This window comes from Afipia sp. GAS231 (assembly GCF_900103365.1).
GTDB lineage: Bacteria > Pseudomonadota > Alphaproteobacteria > Rhizobiales > Xanthobacteraceae > Bradyrhizobium.
Genome location: NZ_LT629703.1, coordinates 6,702,880 through 6,725,701 on the forward strand (window position 1 = coordinate 6,702,880; position 22,822 = coordinate 6,725,701).

General features: G+C 62.7%; 20 protein-coding genes. 13 read left to right on the forward strand and 7 right to left on the reverse strand.

Translation table 11 applies throughout. The features are described 5' to 3' along the window. Positions 1–7 precede the first annotated feature (7 nt). From BLS26_RS31400 to dusA, 7 genes are all read left to right on the forward strand, one after another. Positions 8–1,369 (forward strand): nitrous oxide reductase family maturation protein NosD, encoded by a 1,362-nt coding sequence (locus tag BLS26_RS31400; RefSeq protein ID WP_092516343.1) that lies wholly within the window; start codon positions 8–10, stop codon positions 1,367–1,369. Then, on the forward strand, positions 1,366–2,271 hold the full coding sequence (locus tag BLS26_RS31405) for an ABC transporter ATP-binding protein (RefSeq protein WP_092516344.1): 906 nt from the start codon (positions 1,366–1,368) through the stop codon (positions 2,269–2,271). The genes BLS26_RS31400 and BLS26_RS31405 overlap by 4 nt, the downstream gene beginning before the upstream one ends. Then, entirely contained in the window at positions 2,268–3,095 is an 828-nt protein-coding gene (locus BLS26_RS31410; RefSeq protein WP_092516345.1) for an ABC transporter permease subunit, read from the forward strand. Before BLS26_RS31405 ends, BLS26_RS31410 begins: the two co-directional genes overlap by 4 nt. Further along, positions 3,092–3,634, forward strand: a complete 543-nt coding sequence (locus BLS26_RS31415) for a nitrous oxide reductase accessory protein NosL (RefSeq protein WP_092516346.1) — start codon at positions 3,092–3,094, stop codon at positions 3,632–3,634. The genes BLS26_RS31410 and BLS26_RS31415 overlap by 4 nt, the downstream gene beginning before the upstream one ends. Before the next feature lie 13 nt (positions 3,635–3,647). Further along, positions 3,648–4,646 (forward strand): FAD:protein FMN transferase, encoded by a 999-nt coding sequence (locus BLS26_RS31420; RefSeq protein WP_092516347.1) that lies wholly within the window; start codon positions 3,648–3,650, stop codon positions 4,644–4,646. Positions 4,647–4,749: 103 nt separating this feature from the next. Next, positions 4,750–5,133 (forward strand): cytochrome c family protein, encoded by a 384-nt coding sequence (locus BLS26_RS31425; protein WP_092516348.1) that lies wholly within the window; start codon positions 4,750–4,752, stop codon positions 5,131–5,133. A gap of 432 nt (positions 5,134–5,565) precedes the next feature. Beyond that, a complete protein-coding gene (gene dusA / locus BLS26_RS31430; RefSeq protein ID WP_244542048.1) occupies positions 5,566–6,525 on the forward strand; it encodes a tRNA dihydrouridine(20/20a) synthase DusA in 960 nt (319 codons plus the stop codon). On the opposite strand, the gene BLS26_RS31435 is transcribed toward dusA, so the two are convergent. The 4 genes from BLS26_RS31435 to BLS26_RS31450 all read right to left on the reverse strand — a co-directional run bounded on the left by BLS26_RS31435 (position 6,487) and on the right by BLS26_RS31450 (position 10,125). Continuing rightward, the gene (locus BLS26_RS31435; protein WP_092516350.1) at positions 6,487–7,074 is read right to left on the reverse strand and encodes a TIGR02281 family clan AA aspartic protease; all 588 of its coding nucleotides are present in this window, start codon (positions 7,072–7,074) and stop codon (positions 6,487–6,489) included. The genes dusA and BLS26_RS31435 overlap by 39 nt on opposite strands. Before the next feature lie 28 nt (positions 7,075–7,102). Then, positions 7,103–7,306, reverse strand: coding sequence for a DUF1289 domain-containing protein (locus tag BLS26_RS31440; protein ID WP_092516351.1), 204 nt, complete (start codon positions 7,304–7,306; stop codon positions 7,103–7,105). 36 nt (positions 7,307–7,342) lie between these two features. Beyond that, positions 7,343–8,944, reverse strand: coding sequence for a HAMP domain-containing sensor histidine kinase (locus tag BLS26_RS31445; RefSeq protein ID WP_092516352.1), 1,602 nt, complete (start codon positions 8,942–8,944; stop codon positions 7,343–7,345). Between the two features lie 311 nt (positions 8,945–9,255). Beyond that, positions 9,256–10,125, reverse strand: a complete 870-nt coding sequence (locus tag BLS26_RS31450) for an NAD(P)-dependent oxidoreductase (RefSeq protein WP_092516353.1) — start codon at positions 10,123–10,125, stop codon at positions 9,256–9,258. A gap of 232 nt (positions 10,126–10,357) precedes the next feature. Here BLS26_RS31450 and BLS26_RS31455 point away from each other — a divergent pair, with 232 nt between their 5' ends. The 3 genes from BLS26_RS31455 (at position 10,358) to BLS26_RS31465 (ending at position 13,940) form a co-directional block, all read left to right on the forward strand. After that, on the forward strand, positions 10,358–10,795 hold the full coding sequence (locus BLS26_RS31455; protein ID WP_092516354.1) for a VOC family protein: 438 nt from the start codon (positions 10,358–10,360) through the stop codon (positions 10,793–10,795). 58 nt (positions 10,796–10,853) lie between these two features. Then, positions 10,854–12,017 carry an Mrp/NBP35 family ATP-binding protein gene (locus BLS26_RS31460; protein WP_092516355.1) on the forward strand — a complete coding sequence of 388 codons (1,164 nt, stop codon included), beginning with the start codon at positions 10,854–10,856 and terminating at the stop codon, positions 12,015–12,017. Positions 12,018–12,344: 327 nt separating this feature from the next. Then, the gene (locus BLS26_RS31465; protein ID WP_092516356.1) at positions 12,345–13,940 is read left to right on the forward strand and encodes an alkaline phosphatase family protein; all 1,596 of its coding nucleotides are present in this window, start codon (positions 12,345–12,347) and stop codon (positions 13,938–13,940) included. 131 nt (positions 13,941–14,071) lie between these two features. On the opposite strand, the gene BLS26_RS31470 is transcribed toward BLS26_RS31465, so the two are convergent. Then, complete coding sequence (locus BLS26_RS31470) at positions 14,072–14,725, reverse strand: hypothetical protein (protein ID WP_157676638.1); 654 nt, start codon at positions 14,723–14,725, stop codon at positions 14,072–14,074. Positions 14,726–15,006: 281 nt separating this feature from the next. On the opposite strand from BLS26_RS31470, the gene BLS26_RS31475 reads away from it, so the two are divergent. The 3 genes from BLS26_RS31475 (at position 15,007) to BLS26_RS31485 (ending at position 17,856) form a co-directional block, all read left to right on the forward strand. After that, positions 15,007–16,095 (forward strand): TRAP transporter substrate-binding protein, encoded by a 1,089-nt coding sequence (locus BLS26_RS31475; protein ID WP_092516358.1) that lies wholly within the window; start codon positions 15,007–15,009, stop codon positions 16,093–16,095. Positions 16,096–16,347: 252 nt separating this feature from the next. Continuing rightward, a complete protein-coding gene (locus BLS26_RS31480; RefSeq protein WP_092518847.1) occupies positions 16,348–17,436 on the forward strand; it encodes a TRAP transporter substrate-binding protein in 1,089 nt (362 codons plus the stop codon). A gap of 147 nt (positions 17,437–17,583) precedes the next feature. Then, the gene (locus BLS26_RS31485; protein ID WP_092516359.1) at positions 17,584–17,856 is read left to right on the forward strand and encodes a hypothetical protein; all 273 of its coding nucleotides are present in this window, start codon (positions 17,584–17,586) and stop codon (positions 17,854–17,856) included. Positions 17,857–17,908: 52 nt separating this feature from the next. Here the strand turns inward: BLS26_RS31485 and BLS26_RS31490 are convergent, their stop codons facing one another. Together BLS26_RS31490 and BLS26_RS31495 are read right to left on the reverse strand one after the other, a co-directional pair. Continuing rightward, positions 17,909–19,474, reverse strand: coding sequence for an efflux transporter outer membrane subunit (locus BLS26_RS31490; protein WP_092518848.1), 1,566 nt, complete (start codon positions 19,472–19,474; stop codon positions 17,909–17,911). Positions 19,475–19,505: 31 nt separating this feature from the next. Next, complete coding sequence (locus tag BLS26_RS31495; protein ID WP_092516360.1) at positions 19,506–22,754, reverse strand: efflux RND transporter permease subunit; 3,249 nt, start codon at positions 22,752–22,754, stop codon at positions 19,506–19,508. Between the last annotated feature and the right edge of the window lie 68 nt (positions 22,755–22,822).

Consider the following 22,822-nt stretch of genomic DNA (forward strand, 5'->3'; position numbering starts at 1 on the left):
ACGACACGTGCACGCCCTTTTGCGCATCCTCCCGGCGGCGATCTTCGCCGCCGGAGTCCCGGGCTCCGCGGTTGCGGAGACGTTCAAGGCTGCGCCGGAGCAGGCGCTACAGGCTGTGCTGGACGGGGCGCAGGATGGCGATGTCATCGAACTTGCGCCGGGCGATTACAAAGGCGCGATCAGGATCGACCGGCGCGTCGTATTGAGCGGACGGCCGGGTGCGGTGCTCGACGGCGGCGGTGTCGGCAATGTCGTCACCGTGACGGTACCGGACGTCACCGTCCGCGGCGTGACCATCCGGGGATCGGGCCACGATCTGCAGACCATGGATTCCGGCGTATTTCTCGAGAAGACCGCGGAACGGGCGCTGGTCGAAAATAATCGTTTCGAAGGCAACCTGTTCGGCATCTATGTCCACGGCGCGACAGGATCGCGCGTGCTGCGCAACGTCGTCGACGGCGTGCAGGGCGGACGCCTCAACGAGGCCGGCAACGGCGTGTCGCTGTGGAATGCGCCCGATGTCACGATCGCCGAGAACACCTTCCGCTACGGGCGCGACGGCATCTTCACGATTTCCAGCCGCAAGGACCGTTTCATCGACAATCGCTTCGAGCAGGTAAGGTTCGCGGTGCATTACATGTACACCAACGACAGCGAAGTAAGCGGCAATGTGTCGGTCGGCAATCACGTCGGCTACGCCATCATGTATTCGAACCGGTTGGTCATCCGCAACAACATCTCGGATCGCGACCGCGATTACGGCATGCTGTTCAACTATGCCAATTACGCTGAGATCGACGGCAATTGGGTGGCCGGCGGCTCGCTCGATAATATCGCAAGCAGCCGGGACGAAGGTCCAGATGATGAGCACAGCATGGTGCCGGAGACAAAGCCCGCACAGGGCCTCCGCAGCGGACCGGAAAAATGCGTCTTCATCTACAACACCAACCATAACAAGTTCCGCAACAACTGGTTCGAACGCTGCGGTATCGGCGTGCATTTCACCGCTGGCTCCGAGGGCAACGAGATCACCGGCAACGCTTTTGTCGGCAACCGAAACCAGGTGAAATATGTCGGCACCCGCGACCTCGACTGGTCGAAGGACGGCCGCGGCAATTACTGGAGCGATAATCCCGCATTCGATCTCAATGGCGACGGCATTGCCGACACCGCCTACCGCCCCAACGATCTGGTCGACCGCGTGTTGTGGACCGCGCCGGCGGCGAAGGTGCTGATCAACAGTCCAGCGGTGCAGGTGTTGCGCTGGGCGCAGGCGCAGTTTCCGGCACTCTATCCCGGTGGCGTCGTCGATACGCACCCCCTAATCGCACCGCCGCCGAAACCATCAGCCAGTCGGAGCCTGAGATGAATGTTACCGTCGCCGTGAATGGCGTGGAAAAGAGCTTCGGCGTGGTCAAGGCGCTGCGCAACGTCTCGTTCGACCTCGTTCCGGGACGGCTCAGTGCTCTGGTCGGCCACAACGGCGCCGGCAAGACCACGCTGATCAAATTGATGCTCGGTCTCATTCACGCCGACCGCGGCGCGGTCCGCGTTTTGGACGAGAATCCGGCGGCCGGCGAATTCTCGGCGCGCCGGCTGCTCGGTTATCTGCCGGAGAACGTAGCGTTCAACGCTGCTCTGACCGGACGAGAAACGCTGGCATTCTACGCACGGCTGAAGCGGATCAAGCCCGCCTCGGCATGGCCGCTGCTCGACCGCGTCGGCCTGATGGATGCCGCCGATCGCAGGGTCGGAACCTATTCCAAGGGGATGCGGCAACGTCTGGGACTGGCCCAGGCCCTGCTGGGGCGGCCGCGGGTGTTGCTGCTGGACGAACCTACAACCGGACTCGATCCCGCGCTGCGCCAGACCTTCTACGAAATCCTGGGCGAATTGCGGGACGACGGCGCCACGGTCCTGATCTCATCGCACGCGCTCAACGAGCTCGAGGATCGCGCCGAGCATGTCCTGATCATGAACCGCGGGCTTCTGGTCGCGCAGGGCACGCTGGCGCAACTGCGCTCGATCTCGCAACTGCCGATCCGGGTCTCGCTGGACCTCGCGCCCGGCGGCAATGGCGCGCCGCCGGCGTGGATGACCGGCGAGTCCGTCGTGACCCCGCAAGGCCGCGTGATGCTGGTGGCCGATGAGGCCCGCAAGATGGATTTGCTTCGCGTTGCGGCCGGCGATCCCTGCGTCCGCAATATCGAGATTGCGGCGCCGACGCTTGACGATCTCTATGCCCATTTTCTCCGGGAGAATGCCGCGTGAGGAACATCGCCATCATCGCGGCCAAGGAAATCAAGGAAGGGTTGCGCAACCGTTGGGTCCTGGCGACCACGCTGCTGCTGGCCGCACTTTCGCTCTCCCTGACATTCCTCGGCAGTGCGCCGACCGGCAATGTCGGCGCCGGTGCGCTAGATGTCGTTGTGGTCAGCCTGTCCAGTCTCACGATTTTTTTGCTGCCGCTGATCGCGCTCTTGATTTCGCATGATGCGGTGGTCGGCGAGATGGAGCGCGGCACCATGATCCTGCTGCTCAGCTATCCCGTTGGCCGGTATCAGGTGATTCTCGGGAAATTCTGCGGGCATGTCCTGATCCTGGCGTTTGCCACCATCATCGGCTATGGCGCAGCGGCGGCCGCGCTCGCGATCACCGGCGCCTCGGTGCTGGCGGCAAGCTGGTATGCGTTCGCATCCATGCTCGGCACCTCGATCCTGCTCGGCGCGGTCTTTGTCGCGATCGGATATCTGATCTCCAGCCTGGTCCGCGATCGCGGCACCGCGGCGGGACTTTCGGTGGGTATCTGGCTGCTGATGGTGCTGGTATTCGACATGGCGCTGCTCGGCATTCTCGTGATCGATCAGGGGCGCATCATCTCGGCGCCTGTCCTCGAAGGACTGCTTTTTCTCAATCCGACCGACCTTTACCGCCTGACCAATCTGACCGGATTCAATGTCAGCCAGTTTTCGGGGATGGCCGGGCTTGCGGGGACCGCGAGTGTCGGCATTAGCGCGCTGTTGCTGGGCCTGCTGGTCTGGATCGCAGCACCGCTCGGGCTTGCGACCGTATTCTTTGCGCGGAGGGAATTATGACCCTGCGAATCCTCTGCGCTGTTCTCGGCGCCGTCTTCCTCGCCGGATGCAATCAGGACGCAGCCAATTCGGTCGTTCCGCCTCCGGTTGCGCTCAACAGCGACGCGATGGCCGTATTCTGCGGCATGAGTCTAGCGGAGCATCCCGGTCCGAAGGGCCAGATCATCACCGCGGGCAGGCTTGACCCGTTCTGGTTTACCTCGGTCCGCGACACCGTGGCCTTCACGTTGATGCCCGACCAGCCCCGCGACATCCGGGCGATCTATGTCTCGGACATGGCGCGCGCGACAAGCTGGGAAGATCCGGGCGCCGCGAACTGGATCGACGCGCGCAAGGCGTTCTTTGTGATCGAAAGCCGCAAGCAGGGCGGAATGGGCGCGGCCGAGGCCGTGCCTTTCGGGAATCGCGAGGCCGCCGGCACGTTTGCCGCGGCCAATGGCGGTCGCGTTGTGACGTTTGTGGAAATTCCCAGTGCCTACGTGCTGGGCAGTGACACTGCCGGTGACCAGACCGAACACTCCGACGTGCGTCTCAACTGACGAGGATCAGCCGATGCTCAACCAAAATCTCACCCGCCGTCGCTTGATTGTCATTGCCGCGACCGCGGCCGGGTCGGCATTTCTGGCCGGTGGTCGAATGGCGCAGGCCGGCGAAGCCGTGCGGTGGCACGGCTCGGCGCTTGGCGCGCAGGTGTCGATCGAAATCTATCATCCGGACCGGGCCGAGGCCGGACGGCTGGTCGAGCGCTGTGTGGTGGACGTGCGGCGGTTGGAACAACAGTTCAGCCTCTACAGCGCCAGTTCTGCGATCTCGACCCTCAACCGCACCGGCATTCTTGTTGCTCCCGACGCTGACATGGTGGCGCTGCTCAAGGCATCGCTGCAATTTGCCAGGATCACCGGCGGCGCATTTGATCCGACGGTGCAGCCGCTGTGGCAGCTTTATGCGGATCATTTTACGTCCGACAAGCCGGACAGCGACGGGCCTTCGCCGCAGAAATTGGCCGAAATCTTGGCGAAGGTTGGTTATGCCGGGCTGCGCGTCAGCGAAGACCGCATCGCACTTACTCGACATGGCGCGGCCATCACGCTGAACGGCATCGCGCAGGGCTACGCTACCGACCGCGTCGTCGAGCGGCTGCGTAAAGCGGGCCTGTCGACGACTCTGGTGAATATGGGTGAGATACGGGCGATCGGCGCAAGGCCGGAGGGCACGCCGTGGCGCGTCGGCCTCGCTGATCCCGAGCGGCCGGGCGTTCTCACCGAAACCATCGACCTTGTCGATCGTGCTGTCGCGACATCGGCGGGTGCCGGATTTCGCTTCGACACTTCGGGCCGGTTTACCCATCTGTTCGATCCGGCGACTGGTCGCAGCCCGTCGCGCTACAGCACGGTAAGTGTTGTGGCGCCGACCGCTACCGAAGCGGACGCGCTTTCCACCGCATTCAGTCTGATGCCGTTGTCAGGAATTCAGGACGTCGTGACCGTGAGAGCGAACGTGCAGGCTCGGATCACCGATCCCGGTGGAACTTTGACCGTGTATGGCGCTTGAGAGAGGGCCAGCATGCCGGTGATCTGCACGGTCAGATCGGCGCTTCCCCCGACAACACAAGAATTTCCGGCCCCGCAAGGGCTAACAAAAACAGGAGATCAAGATGCGAGGATTTATTTTCGTTGCACTTTTGACCATCGCGGGCGCTGGCGAAGTGAGAGCCCAGGATGCCGCGGCCGGCGAGAAGGTGTTCGGTGTGTGCAAGACCTGTCACCAGATCGGCGAGACCGCGAAGAATGCCGTTGGACCGGTCCTCAACGGGCTGATCGGCCGCAAGGCGGGCAGCATTGCCGGCTATTCATATTCGGCCGCGAACAAGGACTCCGGGATCACCTGGGACGAGGCTAATTTCCGCGAATATATCAAGGACCCGAAAGCGAAGGTACCGGGCACCAAAATGATTTATGCCGGCTTGAAGGACGAGCAGAAGACCAACGACCTCGTCGCATTTCTCAAGCAGTTCGATGCCGACGGGAAAAAGAAATAGGGCCGACTGGAGCCGCGCGGTCGGTGTGCGAGCGATGACGGCCGCATGATCTTTGACTCAGACAGCCACCGTTTTTGAGCGCGCTTCCCTCCGAATTTTGAACCCGCCTCAAAGTTCGAGCAGCTTCGCCCGAAGGTGCGGTTGAACGCATCATGCCGATTTTAGGTGTTGCATACGCTTGCACCGGATCGCGGCTTGATCGGTTCCGCGGCGCGTGTGCATTCGGGCTTTCGTGTACACCATGTGTGCACTGAGAATGCGAAATGGCATGATTTGGCTTCCGATCGGAGCGGATGTGATCCTGGAGAAACCGGAGTAAATAGGCTCACGCGCGCCAGATTTGCCAGTCGGTCCAATCCCTTATAGGATCGACTGGTGACAAAAAAGCCTAACGAAATGAATGACTTAGACCATCGTTTTTCCGTGGCCCCGATGATGGACTGGACCGACCGGCATTGCCGCGTCTTCCACCGTCTGATGACGCGGCGTGGGCGGCTTTACACGGAGATGCTGACGACCGGCGCCATCATTCATGGCGATCGCCAGCGGCTGCTCGGGTTTGATGCCAGCGAGCATCCGGTGGCGTTGCAGCTTGGCGGTTCCGATTCCGCTGCGCTCGCGACGGCGGCAAAGATCGGCGAGGATTTCGGCTACGACGAAATCAATCTCAATGTCGGCTGTCCGTCCGACCGGGTGAAAGACGGCCGGTTCGGCGCCTGCCTGATGGCGGAGCCTGCGCTCGTTGCCGAAGGCGTGGCCGCGATGAAGCGCGCGGTGAAAATTCCCGTCACCGTCAAATGCCGGATCGGCATCGACGATCAGGATCCGGAAGTTGCGCTCGACGTGCTGGCGCGCGGCGTGATCGCAGCCGGCAGCGACGCGCTGATCGTGCATGCGCGCAGAGCCTGGCTCAACGGATTGTCGCCGAAGGAAAACCGCGACATCCCGCCGCTCGATTACGACAGGGTCTATCGGCTGAAGGTCGCATTGCCCGATGTGCCCATCATCATCAACGGCGGCATCGACAGCATCGCGCAAGCAAGGCAACACCTCGATCACGTCGACGGTGTGATGCTGGGGCGGGCAGCCTATCAGGAGCCGTGGCGGCTGCTCAACGTCGATCCCGAGCTGTTCGGCGAGGCGGCACCGTATGCGACGATGAAGGACGTGTTCGCGGCGATGCTGCCCTATATCGAGGAGCAACTCGCGCAGGGCACGCGGCTGCATTCGATGACGCGGCATTTCGTCGGCGCGTTCCACGGCGTCAAGGGTGCGCGGGCGTTCCGCCGCCATCTCGCCGAAAACGGCGTCAGGGCAGGGGCCGGCGTCAACGTGCTGGTCGATGCGATGGCGCTAGTTGACGACGCTGCGGCCGCGGCGATGGCTGCCTGAGCCGTTGATGCTTCCCGTATTGATGCTGCCGGTGACGTCGGGATAGCCGTGCAGCTTCAACCTGTCGGCCTGCACGCCCCAGCTCTCCAGCCGGTCGAGAAAACTCATGCCGAGCAAGTTGGTCTTCATCTGCCCGCGCGGCACCACCAGTGCCGGAATTGACTTCTCGACGAGATGACCGACCGCGAGACGATCCAGCGTCAGCCGCGCCGCCTTGGTATGACCGCCGGCGGTTTCGACGTCGACATTGTATTCCAGCATCTCGAGCGGCAGTCCGATCGCCTTTGCGGTTTCCCAGGTCAGCACCACCGAGGTCGCGCCGGTGTCGATCACCATCGGCGCCCTGACGCCGTTGATCTTGACGTTGAGCGCGAATTCGCCGGCCTGGCTGCGCGCAATCTCGACCGCAGGTGCCGGTTTCACGACGCTCCGGCCCAGCATGTGCGACATCTGTTCGCTGGCGCGCGCGATCTGATCGGGGTCGCCATAGGCGATCACGGCGCCGGCGGTAGCGGCGAGCATCAGGACAACGAGTAGGAAGCGGCTCATGGCGCGCCTCCATCGATGGCTCGTCCGATCAACCGCGTTCCGGCTGCGGCGTCATCGGCGCGAGGCCGGCCTCCGCCATGCGCGCCGCCAGCCCCTCCATCACGGCCAGCCGCTCCGCGCGCTCCATCTTGTGCCAGCGCGCGATCTCCGGAAGCGTTCGTCCGCAGCCGAAGCAGAGCTTGGTCCTGGGATCCATCATGCAGACTGCGATACACGGCGTTTCTTTGCTCATTGTGGAAGTGTGAAATGGTTCGCCCGCTTGTGCAAGCTACAGTCCGGTTCCGGCACTCATGATCGGTTTGTTGCGCGCCCGGCCCTTTTCTTCGACGGGAGCGGTCGCGTTTTCCGGCTGCAACGGCGGGGCTTCCTCGGCCATCGGCGCCAAGGCCGACATCACCCGCTCCGGCGGGAAGGTGACGATGACTTCGGTGCCGATCCGCAGCTTCGATTTCAGCGTAAAAGTGCCACCGTGCATGTCGATCAGGCTTTTCGCGATCGGCAGGCCCAGGCCCGCGCCTTGCTCGGCCGACTTGATCGAGTTGGAGCCCTGGCCGAACGACGCCAGCACGATCGGGATTTCGTCCTCGGCGATGCCGGAGCCGGTGTCCTTGACGCTCAGATACTGGCCGCCCGACGCGGTCCAGCCGACCTTCAGCCAGATCTCGCCGCCTTGCGGGGTGAACTTGATCGAGTTCGACAGCAGGTTGAGCACGATCTGGCGGGAGGCACGTTCGTCGCCCCAGATTCGCGGCATGCCCTGCTCGAACACTTCGTGGATGGTGATGCCGCGGCTGGTCGCGCGCAGTTTCAGCAGATGATGGCAGTCGGCGACGACGTGCACCAGCGACACCGCTTCCTCGTTGAGCTCGTAGCGGCCGGCCTCGATCCGCGACAAATCGAGAATCTCGTTGATCAGGTTGAGCAGATGGACGCCGGAATTGTGAATGTCGGCGGAATATTCCTTGTAGACCGGCACGGTATGCGGGCCGAAAATCTCGCTCTTCATCACCTCGGAGAAACCGAGAATCGCATTCAGCGGCGTGCGCAATTCGTGGCTCATCTGCGCCAGGAACCGCGATTTGGCGACGTTGGCGGATTCGGCGCGGTGCCGCGCTTCGTCGGAAATCGCTTTGGCCTGTTCGAGCTCGCCGATCAGCGCGTCCTTTTCGGCGCGCGCTTCCAGCGTCGCCAGCGTCGTCGAGTGCAGGCGGTGCGCCAGCAGCGCGAAATAGCCCTCGGCGGCGAGCGCCAGCAGCGCCAGCACGTAGTTGTCGAACGTACCGGCCAGCACGAAGTTGAGCGCGATCGCGGCCGTCACCGGCGCGGTTGCCGCCAGTGCTGCGATCGGCAGGCTCGCGGCCAGCATGCTCGATACCGCGATCACCAGCAGCATCAGGAACATCATCATCGTGTTGGAGACGACGTCGAGCCCCGCCGGATGGATCAGGATTGCTGTCCAGCACAGTCCGTAGAGCAGGTCGAGCAGTACGAAGCGGGTGCGCCATTTCCTCGTCGCGGCGAGCGAAGGTTTTTCGGCAAGGAACTTTCCGCAGTTGCGGATGATCGCGGCGTGGATGCAGAGCATGCCGACGGTCCAGGCCGCCGACCAGAGCGGTTGCATCCAGAGGCCGAATAGCACGCCGGTGGCAACCACCAGCAACATCACGACATAGGAGGCCGACATCCGGGTCTGGGCGTATTGCCGGAGCAGTTCGGTGTCGAAAGCCGGGCGGGTTCCCGACGTCGACGTTAACCGATCGCGCGCCTCGCGAACCCGCTGCGCCGCGACGCGCCGGCTGTTGACCGGCACAGCTGCAGGCGTTTCGGCCGGAAGCTGGACAACTTCGGGCTTTTCTGCGGGATTACTCATCAAACAACACAAATCCTGCCCGCGAACGGCGCGAGCTTTTGCATTGTCTATCTGTGGCGCGAAATCATTAACCCTTACCTTAAAGGGCTAAAGAATCTCGTTAACGGGAGGTTAAATTAACTTTTAGGGACAAGCTCAACGCAGAGGCAGCGTGCAGGCTCCAGCCGTCATTGCGAGGAGCGTAAGCGACGAAGCAATCCACTCTTTTGTCGCGGAGAGAATGGATTGCTTCGCGGAGCCTGTCATCGGGCGGGCGTTCGCCCGACCCGTTGGCTCGCAATGACAGCGAAGGTGACGCCCGTCGATTTTCCTTACCGCTGCAACCGTGCCAGCAGGCTCGACGTATCCCAGCGCTTGCCGCCCATCTTCTCGACTTCCGAGTAGAATTGATCGACCAGCGCGGTCACCGGCAGGTTGGCGCCGTTGCGGCGGGATTCGGCGATGCAGATCGAGAGGTCCTTGCGCATCCATTCGACCGCGAAGCCGAAGTCGAATTTGCCGTCGTTCATGGTCTTGTAGCGGTTTTCCATCTGCCAGGATTGCGCGGCACCCTTCGAGATGGTCTCGATCACGGCCGCAACGTCGAGGCCGGATTTCTTGGCGAAGTGAATGCCCTCCGAGAGGCCCTGAACGAGGCCGGCGATGCAGATCTGGTTGACCATTTTGGTGAGCTGGCCGGAACCCGCGGGTCCGAGCAGCTTGCACATCCGCGCATAGGCCGCGATCACAGGCTCGGCGCCGGCATAGGCGTCGTCCTTGCCGCCGCACATCACGGTCAGCACGCCGTTTTCGGCGCCGGCCTGTCCGCCGGACACCGGCGCGTCGATGAAGCTGAAACCAGCCTTGGTGGCGGCGGCATCGAGTTCCCGGGCGACCTCGGCGGAAGCGGTGGTGTGGTCGACGAAGGTCGCGCCCTTCTTCATGCCGGCAAAGGCGCCGTCGGCGCCGATGGTGACCGCGCGCAAATCATTGTCGTTGCCGACGCAGCACATCACGAAATCCTGGCCTTCGGCGGCGGCTTTCGGTGTTGCCGCGGTCTTGCTGCCGAACTTGTCGGCCCATTCCTTCGCCTTGGCCGCGGTGCGGTTGTACACGGTCACCTCGTGGCCGCCTTTTTTCACCAGATGTCCTGCCATCGGGAAACCCATGACGCCGAGACCGAGAAAAGCGACTTTAGCCATGTGTGCTACCTTGTCTTACCTTGGGGTTTTCTTGTGGGTTTTGACCGGACATTGAACTGGCCGGACGGTGTTCTCTGCGTTTTCGAGAGCCGGAGAGGGGGCTCGGGAGGCGGGAGCCGCACCATAAACCCTGCGCCATGAAGGGCAACCGCCTTCGTTTGGCTGCAGGGGCCGGTTTTGTGCTAGGGTCGGGCGCGCGTTTAAGACTTCACAAAAAAGGGAGTGACATCGCATGGGCGTCAGCGTGGGCGTGCTTGACCATTTCAATATCCGGACCCGGAAGCTTGCCGACACGGTCCGGTTCTATGAGGACGTCATGGGGCTGGAAAAGGGCCCCCGGCCCAACTTCGCCTTCCCGGGCGCCTGGATGTACAGCGAGGGCAAGGCGGTGGTGCATCTGGTCGATATTTCCAAGACCGACGAGCCGCAGAAGCCGGATTCCGGCGTGGTCCACCACGTCGCGTTTGCCAGCTCCGGCTTCGACGGCATGAAGAAGCGGCTGGAGTCCAAGGGTATGGCCTATGATAGCCGGCAGGTTCCGGGCGGCGATCTCTGGCAGATCTTCGTCGATGACCCCAATGGCGTCATGATCGAACTGAACTACGAGGCTGCCAAGGAAGGCGGCGTCGCGGCGCCCGCCGAGACCCGGGAAGATATCGGGACGAGGTAGCCTTTTGGGCGGTAACGTCCTATCTGTCGCATCGAGCTATTATCCAGGAGATGCGCGGGTGAGCGTTACGCAGCAACAGGTTATCGATGCCCTCGCCAAGGTGGCGTCGCCGCGCGGCGTCGCCTTGAGCAACGCCAACGTGCTGTCGGCGATCACGGTGACCGATGGCAAGGTGTTCTTTTCGATCAATGTCGACGCGGCGGAAGCCCGCGCCTGGGAAAGCGTGCGCGCGCAGGCCGAGGCCGCGGTGCGCGCCATCCCCGGCGTCACCGTCGCCATGATCGCGCTGACCGCCGAGCGCAAGGCGGGATCGCCGGCGCCAGCATCTCGGCCCGCGCCGCATTCTCATCCGCATTCTCATGCGGCTGCGCCGAGGCCCGGCGTGCAGCCGGTCGCGGCCCACAAGCCGCCACAAAGCCCGGCGTCGCCGATGTCCAAGCAATCGGAAATTCCGGGCGTCGCCGCCGTCATCGCGGTCGCATCGGGCAAGGGCGGTGTCGGCAAATCGACCACCGCGCTCAACCTGGCGCTGGGCCTGCGTGATCTCGGCCTGCGCGTCGGCCTGCTCGACGCCGACATCTACGGCCCTTCGGTGCCGCGGCTGACCGGCATTCACGAAAAACCTGTACTCGACGACAACCGCAAGATGATCCCGATCCAGCGCTTCGGGTTGTCGATCATGTCGATCGGTTTTCTGGTCGAGGAAGATACCGCGATGATCTGGCGCGGTCCGATGGTGATGTCGGCAATCACCCAGATGCTGCGCGACGTGGCGTGGGGCACGCTCGATATTCTCGTCGTCGATATGCCGCCCGGCACCGGCGACGCGCAACTGACGCTGGCGCAGAACGTGCCGCTGAAGGGCGCGGTCATCATCTCGACCCCGCAGGACCTTTCCCTGATCGACGCGCGGCGCGGGCTCGCGATGTTCAGGAAGGTCAACGTGCCCGTGCTCGGCATCGTCGAGAACATGAGCTATTTCCAGTGCCCGGAGTGCGGCACGCGATCCGACATTTTCGGCCACGGCGGCGCGCGGCACGAGGCGGAGCGGCTGGGCGTGCCGTTCCTCGGCGAGATCCCGCTGCACATGTCGATTCGGACGAGTTCGGATGCCGGTAATCCGGTGGTCGCCAGCGAGCCCGACGGGCCGCACGCGGCGATTTATCGCGCCATCGGCGTCCAGGTTCGCGACCAGCTCAAGGGCGCCATCGCCGCGGCCTGACGCGGCGTTTTCCAAAGCGCTTTCAAGCGAAAGCCTGCCTCGGACCTGGATGGCGTTGTGGCTTCCGGTCCGCGAACAAGCGCGCCGCCAGCGCGCGCCGGATGTCCGCGATCGAGAGACGAGCGGGTGAAGCACTGGCGTCCCCCGCGGGCCGGTCGCCAAAGCGGACATCGATCTCCTGCCTCAGCACGCTCGGGATTCCCGGCGGGATTCTCGTTCAAGTCGGGATTCTCTTTCACGTTCGCTGCTTCGAATGTTCGGTCATCAGCGTGAAATATGTCGCTGCGACACTTGGAGTCCCGACAATGAGTATTCCGGAGGCTGATAATGATTTTTGGGAAGATGACCCTGGGGCTGCTGGCCGGCGTTGCCTTCAGCGCGACCGCACAGGCCGCCGACATCGATCGCGTCCTGCTCATCAGCGTGGACGGACTGCACGCTCTCGACGTAGCGCGCTACGTTGAAGGGCATCCGAACTCCGCCCTGGCCGAACTATCCCGCCACGGCATCACCTACAGCAACGCCCGCACGCCTGCCAACTCCGATTCGTTTCCCGGGCTGCTGGCGCTGGTGACCGGCGGCTCGCCAATCAGCCATGGTCTGTTCTATGACGTAAGCTATGACCGCACCCTGTTTGATCCTGGCAACCTGACCTGCCAGGGCCCAGCCGGCAACATGATGGTGTTCGATGAAAGCATCGACAAGTACAACAGCAACAATGTCTCCCAGAATGTGATCGATCCGAAGATGCTGCCGCGCGGACGCAACGAGTTCGGCCAGTGCGTCGCGGTCTATCCCCACAATGCCATCCGTACCAATACGATCTTCGAAGTCGTCAAGAGCAAGGGCGGTCGTACCGCATGGGCGGACAAGCACCCCGCCTATGATCTCGTCAACGGCCCGTCGGGCAAGGGCGTGGACGATCTCTACACGCCGGAAATCACCAACGTGAACGGTCTCGACGCTACGGTCAGCGTCGATTGCACGGTTGCGAACGACCAGCTGAAGGTCGCCGCCATCATCAAGGAAATCGGCGGCCTCACCCACGATGGCTTGCCTGCCGGTGGCGCGCCGAAGCTGTTCGGAATGAACTTCCAGGCGGTGAGCGTCGGGCAAAAGCTGGCCAAGGATAACCAGGACGGCAGTTGCGGTCAGAGCACCCACGCGGGCCAGCCCGGCGGCTACATCGACGGCGCCGGGACGCCGACCGCGGTGCTGGCCTTCGGTCTGCAGAAGACCGACGAAGCCTTGGGCAGCATGATCCAGGCTCTCAAGAGCCGCGGCCTGTACGAGTCCACGCTGTTCATTGTCAGTGCCAAGCACGGCCAGTCGCCGATCAACCCGGCCAAGGTCAACAAGCCGGGTCATTTCGCCGACCTCGTTGCCGCGCTGCCGGACGCCGGAACGAATCCGGGTGCACAGGCCATCGCCAGCGCCAATGCCTGCTCGACCGGTGCGTGCGGTTTCGTGCAGGATGACGACATCGCGCTGATCTGGCTGCAGGATCAAACCAAGACCCCGGCGGCGATCGACTATCTGAACGCCAATGCCAAGGCCTTGTTCATTGAGGAGGTGCTCGGCGGTGACGACCTGAAGCTCAAGTTCAACGATCCGGCGCACGACAGCCGCACACCCGATATAATCGTCCAGCCCGTCTACGGCACCGTCTATACCTCGTCGAGCAAGAAGAACGCCGAGCATGGCGGCTTCAGCTTCGGCGACACCAACGTCGGGCTGATTGTTTCCAATCCCCGCTTTCCCAGCGTTACCCTCAAAACTCCCGTCGCCACCTCGCAGGTTGCGCCGACGATCTTGCAAGCGCTCCAAATCGAACCCGAAGCGCTCAATTCCGTGCGCGTCGAGCGCACATCGGTACTGCCCGGCCTATGGGACAAGCGCCAGGAAGGCCATTGGGACCGCTGAGTGCTGAGATCAACGAACCGCTAAAGCCGAGGGGTCCGGTGCCCCTCGGCTTTTCTTTTCTCCCAATTGGGCTCGGTTCTTGAACCCATGTCGCTCATGGACACCTTCGAAAACCGTTTTTCCACAAACTGCTAGTGGGACCTCTCGCGCCGGGCAGGCGACAACGCCGACAGCAATCTGCCGGAGCCCGAAAGCGACGGGACATCGTTGGCCGGCTGCCCGGATCCAGGCTGCGGCAAAGTGAGGGTGACGGTCTGTTGATCCTTTTCCAGGGTGGCTTGGCGGGCTTGAACCGAACCCAGCTTCCAACCCTGGTAATAGTCACCGGTCTTTAGCCGAAGAGCTGCCTTGGTTGACGGATTCAAGAATATCCCGAAACTCTCGTAGCTGGTTGCAATGGTGCCGACCAAAGAGAGCTGCGGATGTTCGGGCTCTTGCGGCTTTGGTGCACTTGCGACCGGTTTATGGATCGGGTTCGGCTTGGCCGCGGGCGGTCGCCGCGATGGCGAGAAGATTGGCCGTTCGCGTGTGCCGGACAATACGATGAGCGGGATCGCCCACAGCGGGTTGCCACTCAGCGTTCGGTCCTGCATTGGCACGGCCACGGCTGGAGCTCTAACGACGTCCTCGGGTGCGACAGATTTTTCCCAGACGGCCGGTGTCGCCGGTGATCCGAGCAATCGGGCATCATCGGACAGCGCATCCGCGATGGCGGAGGTCAGCGCCGAGGTACCATGCGGGGGTAGCGCCAGCACCACGATACCCATCGCCAATCTCAGCATCATGTGCCTCCCGCAGTCAGTTATTGAACCGAACCATGACAACAGTGCGAAATCGCAGAAGGTGCGCGTTTCCGCGCAGGGCAAGATTGCTAACCCCGCCAGGTCGGGCCCGAATCGCGGCCTACGACTTTCGTTTAATCAGTGCAGTCATGCCTTTGTCGCGTATTCGAACGGCCGACTTCCGTGTTAAAGCCCCGCCAGAGCGCCCCGGAACACGTGGAATTCGCCCCTCCGGAGGAACGCTTGAGCATTATGGGAAACGCCCCGTCTCAAGGAGAGATTGAATGAAGCGTCGTGATTTTTTGAAGGTTTCTGCGGCCGGTGCCGCCGCGACGGCCGTTGCCTCGCCGGCCATCGCGCAATCGTCGCCTGAGATCAAGTGGCGTATGACGTCGAGCTTCCCGAAATCGCTCGACACCATCTTCGGCGGCGCCGAGCAGGTCTCGAAATACGTCGCTGAAATGACCGACAACAAGTTCCAGATCCAGGTGTTCGCAGCCGGCGAAATCGTTCCCGGCCTGCAGGCGCTGGACGCCACCTCCAACGGCACCGTCGAGATGTGCCACACGGTTTCCTACTACTATGTCGGCAAGGACCCGACATTCGCGATCTACGCCTCGGTTCCGTTCGGCCTCAACGCGCGCCAGCAGAACTCCTGGTGGTACCAGGGCGGCGGCATGGAGCTCGGCAACGAGTTCTTCAAGAAGTTCGGTGTGATCGGCGCGCCCTGCGGCAACACCGGCACCCAGATGGGCGGCTGGTTCCGCAAGGAGATCAAGACCACCGCCGATCTGTCGGGCCTCAAGATGCGTATCGGCGGCATCGCCGGACAAGTGCTGCAGAAGGTCGGCGTCGTGCCGCAGCAGCTCGCCGGCGGCGACATCTACCCGGCGCTGGAAAAGGGCACCATCGATGCGGCCGAGTGGGTCGGTCCGTACGACGACGAGAAGCTCGGCTTCGCCAAGGTCGCGAAATACTACTACTACCCGGGCTTCTGGGAAGGCGGGCCGACGGTTCACGCCTTCACCAACCTGGAAAAGTGGAATTCGCTGCCGAAGAACTACCAGGCCATCCTCACCAATGCGATGGCCAACGCCAACAGCTGGATGGCTGCGCGCTACGACATGCAGAACCCGACGGCGTTGAAGCGTCTGGTGGCCGGCGGCACCCAGCTTCGTCCGTTCACCAACGAAGTGCTGGAAGCCTGCCTGAAGGCGACCAACGAACTGTGGGGCGAACTCTCCGCCAAGAACGCCGACTTCAAGAAATCGATCGACGCGATGCAGGCCTACCGTTCCGACCAGTATCTGTGGTGGCAGGTCGCCGAATACACCTTCGACACCTTCATGATCCGCTCGCGCACGCGCGGCTGATACGTAGCGTTTTCGAGCGAAGCGGGTCCCGGTTCGCGTCAGGAAAACGCGTCAAAAAGAAAAGTTAGAGCCTGGTCCTGCGGACCAGGCTCTAAATCCAAAGTCGCAAGAACCAGCCCGGTCTCGTTGAGAGATCGGGCTTTTTTGCGTTTTTTGGACCTGTTCGGGATGGATATCGCCAACCGGATGTTCCATGCTGGCCGCAGGCCTCGACACGAAGGCTGAATGACACAACCGATAGGGATGGATTCCATGAAGCGAAGAGACTTTATCAAGGTCACCGGCCTCGGTGCCGCGGGCGCGGCGACCTTGGCGGCGCCGGCGATCGCGCAGTCGATGCCGGAGATCAAGTGGCGCATGACGACGAGCTGGCCGAAATCGCTCGATACGCTGCATGGCGGCGCCGAGATGATGGCCAAGGTGGTCGGCGAAGCCACCGACAACAAATTCCAGATCCAGACTTTTGCGGCAGGCGAGATCGTTCCGGGCCTGCAGGTGCTCGACGCGGTGCAGAACGGCACCGTCGAAATGGGCCACACCGCCTCCTACTATTATTTCGGCAAGGACCCGGCCTTCACGTTCGGCTCGTCGGTGCCGTTCGGGCCGAACTCGCGCATCAACCAGGCCTGGTACATGCTGGGCGGCGGCAAGGACCTCCTGAACGAGTTCTACAAGAGCTACAACGTCACCTCGCTTTTGGCCGGCAACACCGGCTGCCAGATGGGCGGTTGGTTCCGCAAGGAGATCAACACCGTCGACGACCTCAAGGGGCTGAAATTCCGCATCGGCGGCTTCGCCGGCCGCGTGCTGCAGAAGCTCGGTTGCGTCCCGCAGCAGCTTGCGGGCGGCGACATCTATCCGGCGCTGGAGAAGGGCACGATCGACGGCGCCGAGTGGGTCGGCCCCTATGACGACGAGAAGCTCGGCTTCTTCAAGGTCGCGCCGCACTACTACTATCCCGGCTGGTGGGAAGGCGGCCCGATGCTGCTGGCGATCGTCAACCTCGACAAGTGGAACGCGCTGCCGAAATATTATCAGAGCGTGCTCGAACAGGCCGGCCATCTCGCCAACAACTGGATGATGGCCCGATACGACCAGGCCAACCCGATGGCGCTGAAGAAGCTGCTCGCCGCCGGTACCAAGCTGCACGCATTTCCGCCCGCGGTGATGGAAGCCTCCCTCAAGGCGGCAAGGGAGCTGCACAGCGAAGTGGCCGCGACCAATCCCAACTTCAAGAAGCTCCTGGAGTCGCTGACCAGCTTCTCCAACAACGGCTACCAGTGGTTCCAGGTCGCCGAAGTCGGCTACGACAATTTCATGGCGCGTCACTCGCAGAGCTGATCGACGCGCGCAGGTTAACCCCCGGAGCGACTGCTCCGGGGAGCTCGTTTGCGAGTTTGCCTGCAGCAGATGCTTGCGGGTTGCAAAAAATACTACCGTTCTGTCGGACGGGTGCTATCCTTCGCAGGGTGGAAACGGTGGCACCAGATGCGGATCCTCGGCCTCTTCCTTCGGACGACATTTCTCGTCATTGTGTTGGTGGTCACGGCCCGTGTCGCAAGTCCGCAAACCGAAAAACTTTGGTCGGCATACGATACGCCTGCCGATTTATTTCGCATCGTCCTGGGCGCGGCGGTGTGCGTCTTCCTCGCTGTCCAGATTTTTCGCTATTCCAGGGACCCGGCAGACATGCGCAACTGGGTCGTCATCGGACTAGCCGCGGTGCCCCTTGCGCTGCTTTGCGCCGTGGTCATCTGGTAGCCGCCGGCGCTGGATCATGCCGGGAGGCCGCGCCCCGGGTGGAGGCGGGCAACTATTTGGCGTCGGTCACCTGCACGGCTGCAAGATGCTTGTCTCCCGTGACGCATTCGCGCCAGACCGGTGTTGTGCACTCTGCAGGCCAGCCGCCGCCGAGCGCCATGAAGAGCGCCGCTGTGTCCGACAGCCGCGTGGCCTGGGCCTGCACGCGAGCGATCGAAGCGTTCAGATAAGCCTGCTGGGCGTTCAGCACGGTGACCTGGTTGATTTGTCCCAGCACGAGCTGTTTTTGCACGATTTCGAGGGAGGCTTTGGCGGCATTTTCGGCCTTGATGGCGGCTTGCACGGCGCGCGCATCCGCTTGCAGGCTGCGTAAGGCGTCGGCGACGTTTTGCAGCGCGGTGATAACAGCCTGACGGTAAAGCGCGCCCGCCTGGTCCAGCGTGGCCTCGGCAGCCTTCTGCCGATGGTACAGCGTGAAGCCGTCAAACACCGTCTGCGATGCGCTTCCGGCGACCGTATAGAACAGTGTCCCCGGCGTGAACAGCTGGGCGAGCTTGAAGGCGCTGGTGCCCGGATTGCCTGTTATCGCGAGGTTGGGCAGCCGTGCAGCTATCGCAACACCGACCAGGGCGCCTGCCGAGTGCAGGTTGGCCTCGGCGGCCCTGACGTCCGGGCGCTGCGCCACCAGCGTGCTCGGCAGGCTCACCGGCAAATTCGTCGGTAGCGCGAGGTGTTGCAGATCGAACTTCTGCAGGATCTCGTCGGCCGAGAATTGCCCGGCAAGGGCGGTCAGAAGGTCGCGCTGGATGGCGAGCTGTTTCTGCAACGGCGGCAGGATCTGCTCGACCTGGGCCAGCGCCGTTTCCTGGGTCAGCACGTCGACCTGCGCCGCCGAACCGGCGGCGAACTGGCTCTTGAGGATCCCCAGGATGTCGCGCTCGATCTTGACGATGCGCTCGGCGGCGGCGATCTGGCCCCGCAGCGAGGCCTCCTGGATCGCAGCGGTGACGACATTGGCGGTCAGCGCCAGATACGCCGCCTCAAGCTGGAACTGGGCCTGCTCGGTGACGGCGTCCAGGCTTTCGACCGCGCGAATGTTCTGGCCCCAGATATCAGGCACGAAGCTGATGTTGAGCTGGGCGGTGTGCAGGGTGTAGCGCGTCTGCGACGGATCGGCGGGGCCGTTCTGGGTCGCCATGTTGGAGAATTGCTGGTCGGCCGCGGTGTAGTTGGCGCCGACCTGCGGAAAGAACAGCCCGCGCTGCGCGAGCGCATTGAAATTTGCCACCCGGATCGCGGCTTCGGCCGATTGCAGCGACGGATTGTGCTCGACCGACAGCCGGATCAGCTGATTGAGCGGCGCTGATCGAAACGCCGACCACCAGCGCGTGGAGATATCCGCGCCGCTGACGAAATGTTGCGCCGCCACGCCTGGGCCACCCGCTTCAGCGCTCGGTGACTTCAACGGCTCCGGGGTGTAGCCCGTCACCTCCGGGGCCGGCGGTGGAACAAAGTTTGGACCGACCGCACAGCTTGCCAGCAGGAGGCTGCCGGCTGCGGCGGCCAGCGCGCGCGGCCACGCGGCGCGGCGCCTGCAACAAGCAACGACAGAAATCATCGTGAGGACGTTGCGGGTCAACGGCATCCTCTCAACTTGCCGTTTCCGGCGGGGTGGCGGGGGCTTCTTGATCGGCGACAGGTGTCTCCCTGGACAGAAAAATCTTGCGTAGGGCAGGCGCCACGACAAGCAGCAGCAACGGACCGATGAACATGCCGCCGACGACAACGGTCGCGAGCGGCCTCTGCACCTGGCTTCCGATGCCATGTGACAGCGCCGCCGGAAACAAGCCGACGCCGGCCGACAGCGCGGTCATCAGCATAGGGCGCATGCGCTGTTCCGACCCGTTGAAGACGGCGTCGGTGATGCTCATTCCCGAGGCCCGTAACTCGCGGAAGTAGGTGATGTTGAGAATGCCGTCCATGACGGCGACACCGAACAGCGAGATGAAGCCGATCGCCGCCGAAATGCTGAAGTCGAGATCGGCGAGGTAGAGCGCGATCAGCCCTCCGCCGATGGCAAATGGAATGCCGGCAAGCGCCAGCAAGCTGTCGCGCAGCGAATTGAACAGGCTGTAGAGCAGCACGAAGATGAGCAGCAGCGTGATCGGTACGACGATCAGGAGGCGGGCTTTCGCCGCCTCGAGGTTGTCGAACTCGCCGGACCAGATGATGCGATAGCCGGTTGGAAGCTGGACGGCCTGTGCGACGCGCTGCTGCGCCTCCGCCACCGTACTGCCGAGATCGCGGCCACGGACGCTGAATTTGATCGGGATATAACGCTGGCTGCGCTCGCGGTAGATAAACAGCGCACCGGTGTCGAGGGAAATATCGGCAAGTTCGCTGAGAGAAATGTAAGCGTTGCTGCCGGAGGGGGTCTGGTAGGCAACCTTGATCTCGCGCACCGCGTCGATGCTTCGCCGGAACCTGGCGTCAAGGCGAACCGCGACTCCGAAGGAGCGGTCGCCCTCCAGCACGGTCGTTGCGATGGTGCCCCCCAGCGCCGCCTGCACCACGGTGGTGACGTCGCCAGTGTTGAGGCCGTAGCGGGCGGCCTTTTCCCGGTTGACCCTGATATTGAGGTTGGGTTGTCCGACCAGATGGAAGACGCCGAGGTCGGCGACGCCGCGGACCTTGGCCATTTCCTCGGCCACCTTGCCGGCGAGCTGTTCGAGCACGTCGAGATTGGGTCCAATGACCTTCACCGAGTTCGCGCCTTTCACTCCGGAGAGGGCTTCCTCGATATTGTCCTGGATGTACTGGGAGAAGTTAAGCGTGACGCCGGGCAACTCCTCGTCAAACTCCTTCTGCAGCTGCTCGGTAAGCTTTTCCTTGGTCAAGCCGGGCGGCCACTCGTCGAATGGCTTGATCGGCGCGAACAGTTCAACGTTGGAAAACGCCGAAGCGTCGCTGCCGTTATCGGGGCGGCCATGCTGCGAAACGACCGTGATGATCTCCGGATGGCGTAGCAGGATTTCGCGCATCCTGCGCGTCGGTTCGGTGCCGGCGTCGAGCGCGATGGTCGGCGGCATCGTGGCGCGGATCCAGAAATTTCCTTCCTCCAGCGCCGGCAGGAATTCGCTGCCGAGCCGGCTTGCCGCCAGGGTGCTGATGCCAAGGAAGATGACTCCGGCAATGACGGCAACCTTCACGTTGGCGAGCGACCAGCGCAGCACCGGCGTGTAGGCCTTGCGCAACCCGCGCACGATGAACGTCTCCGCTTCCGCGATATGTTTCGGCAGCAGCAGGGAGGCCAACACCGGCGTCACCGTGAAGGTCGCAAGCAGTGCGCCGGCGAGGGCGTACCCGTAGGTACGCGCCATCGGCCCGAAGATCTGGCCCTCGACGCCCTGCATCGTGAACAGCGGCACGAAAGCCGTAACCGTGATGGCGGCGGTGAAGAAAACGGCCTTGTCGACCTGGAGCGCGCTGACGAAGATCATCCGCAGTCGGTCGCTCCAGCGCGCCGCGGACGGTTGGCCGTGGGTCGAGGCGGTCGGATCGGCACCCCAGTAGCCTTCCGATAGATGTTGCAGGACCCGCTGGCGATTTTCCGCATTCGATTGGAAATTGCGAAAGATGTTTTCCATCATGATGACGGCAGAATCGACGATGATGCCGAAATCCACCGCGCCGAGCGACAACAGGTTGGCATCTTCGCCCTGCAGAACCAGGATGATGATGGCGAAGAACAGCGCGAACGGAATATTGACGCTCACAATCAGGGCGCTGCGCAGATCGCCGAGGAAGATCCACTGGATCAGGAATACGAGAATGCAGCCGAACACCAGGTTGTGCATGACGGTGTGGGTGGTGACACCCACCAGTGAACTGCGGTCATAGTAGGATACGATCTTCACGCCTGGTGGCAGGGTGCCGTCGCTGTTGATCTTGGCGACCTCTTCCTGCACCTTGGGGATGATGTCGTTGGTGTGCTGGGTGCGGCCCATGACCACGATCGCAGCGGCGACGTCGTCATCCTTGTCCTTGCCGGCGATTCCAAGCCTCGGCACATAGCCGACCGAGACCTTGGCAACGTCCTTGATCTGGATCGGAAGCCCGCCTGACTGGCTGAGCACGATGTTCTGGATATCTTCGACCTTGTATCCCTTGGTGACGTCGTCGGCGCCGCCGGAGTCGATCAGGCCGATGCCCCGAATGTTGACCGACTGCTGACCGATGGCGATCTCGCGGCCGCCAACATTGACGTTGGCGTTTCCGAGCGCCGAGACCAGCTGCGGCACAGTGATATTGTAGCCTTCCAGCTTTTGCAGGTCGGCATCGACCTGGAACTGCTTTGTGGTGCCGCCCCATGAATTGATCTGCACCACGCCGGGAATGGTCATGAGGCGGCGGGTCACCACATAGTCCTGCAGCGTCCTCAAATTGGTCAGACCGAAATTGGGCGGACCGACCAGCTGATAGCGGTAGATCTCGCCCACCAGGCTCGACTGCTGAATGGTCGGAACGAGATTGCCGGGCAACTGGATATTCTGCTGGATGCTGTTGGCGGCTTGCGTCAGCGCGAAATAGTAGTCGACGCCGTATCGGAAGGTGACGCGCACAAAGGACAGGCCGTAAAACGACGTCGAGCGGATGTTGACGACGCCCGGCGTGGGATACAGCCCGACCTCCATCGGGATCGTGTAGTATTTCTCCATCTCCTCCGCGGACAGACCCGGTGCCTGGGCGGTGATCTCAAGGATTACCGGTGCCGGATTCGGATAGGCCTCGATGTTCAGTTTGGTGAAGGCGGCGATGCCGGCGGCGCAGAAAACCACCAGGCCAAGCACGATGATGGCGCTGCGGGTCAGACCGAATTGAATGATGCTCTTGACCAAAACTGCACACTTGCTTTCGAACTGCGGCCGGCACCGCTAACCGCCGGTTTCGGCCAATCGCAAGCGCG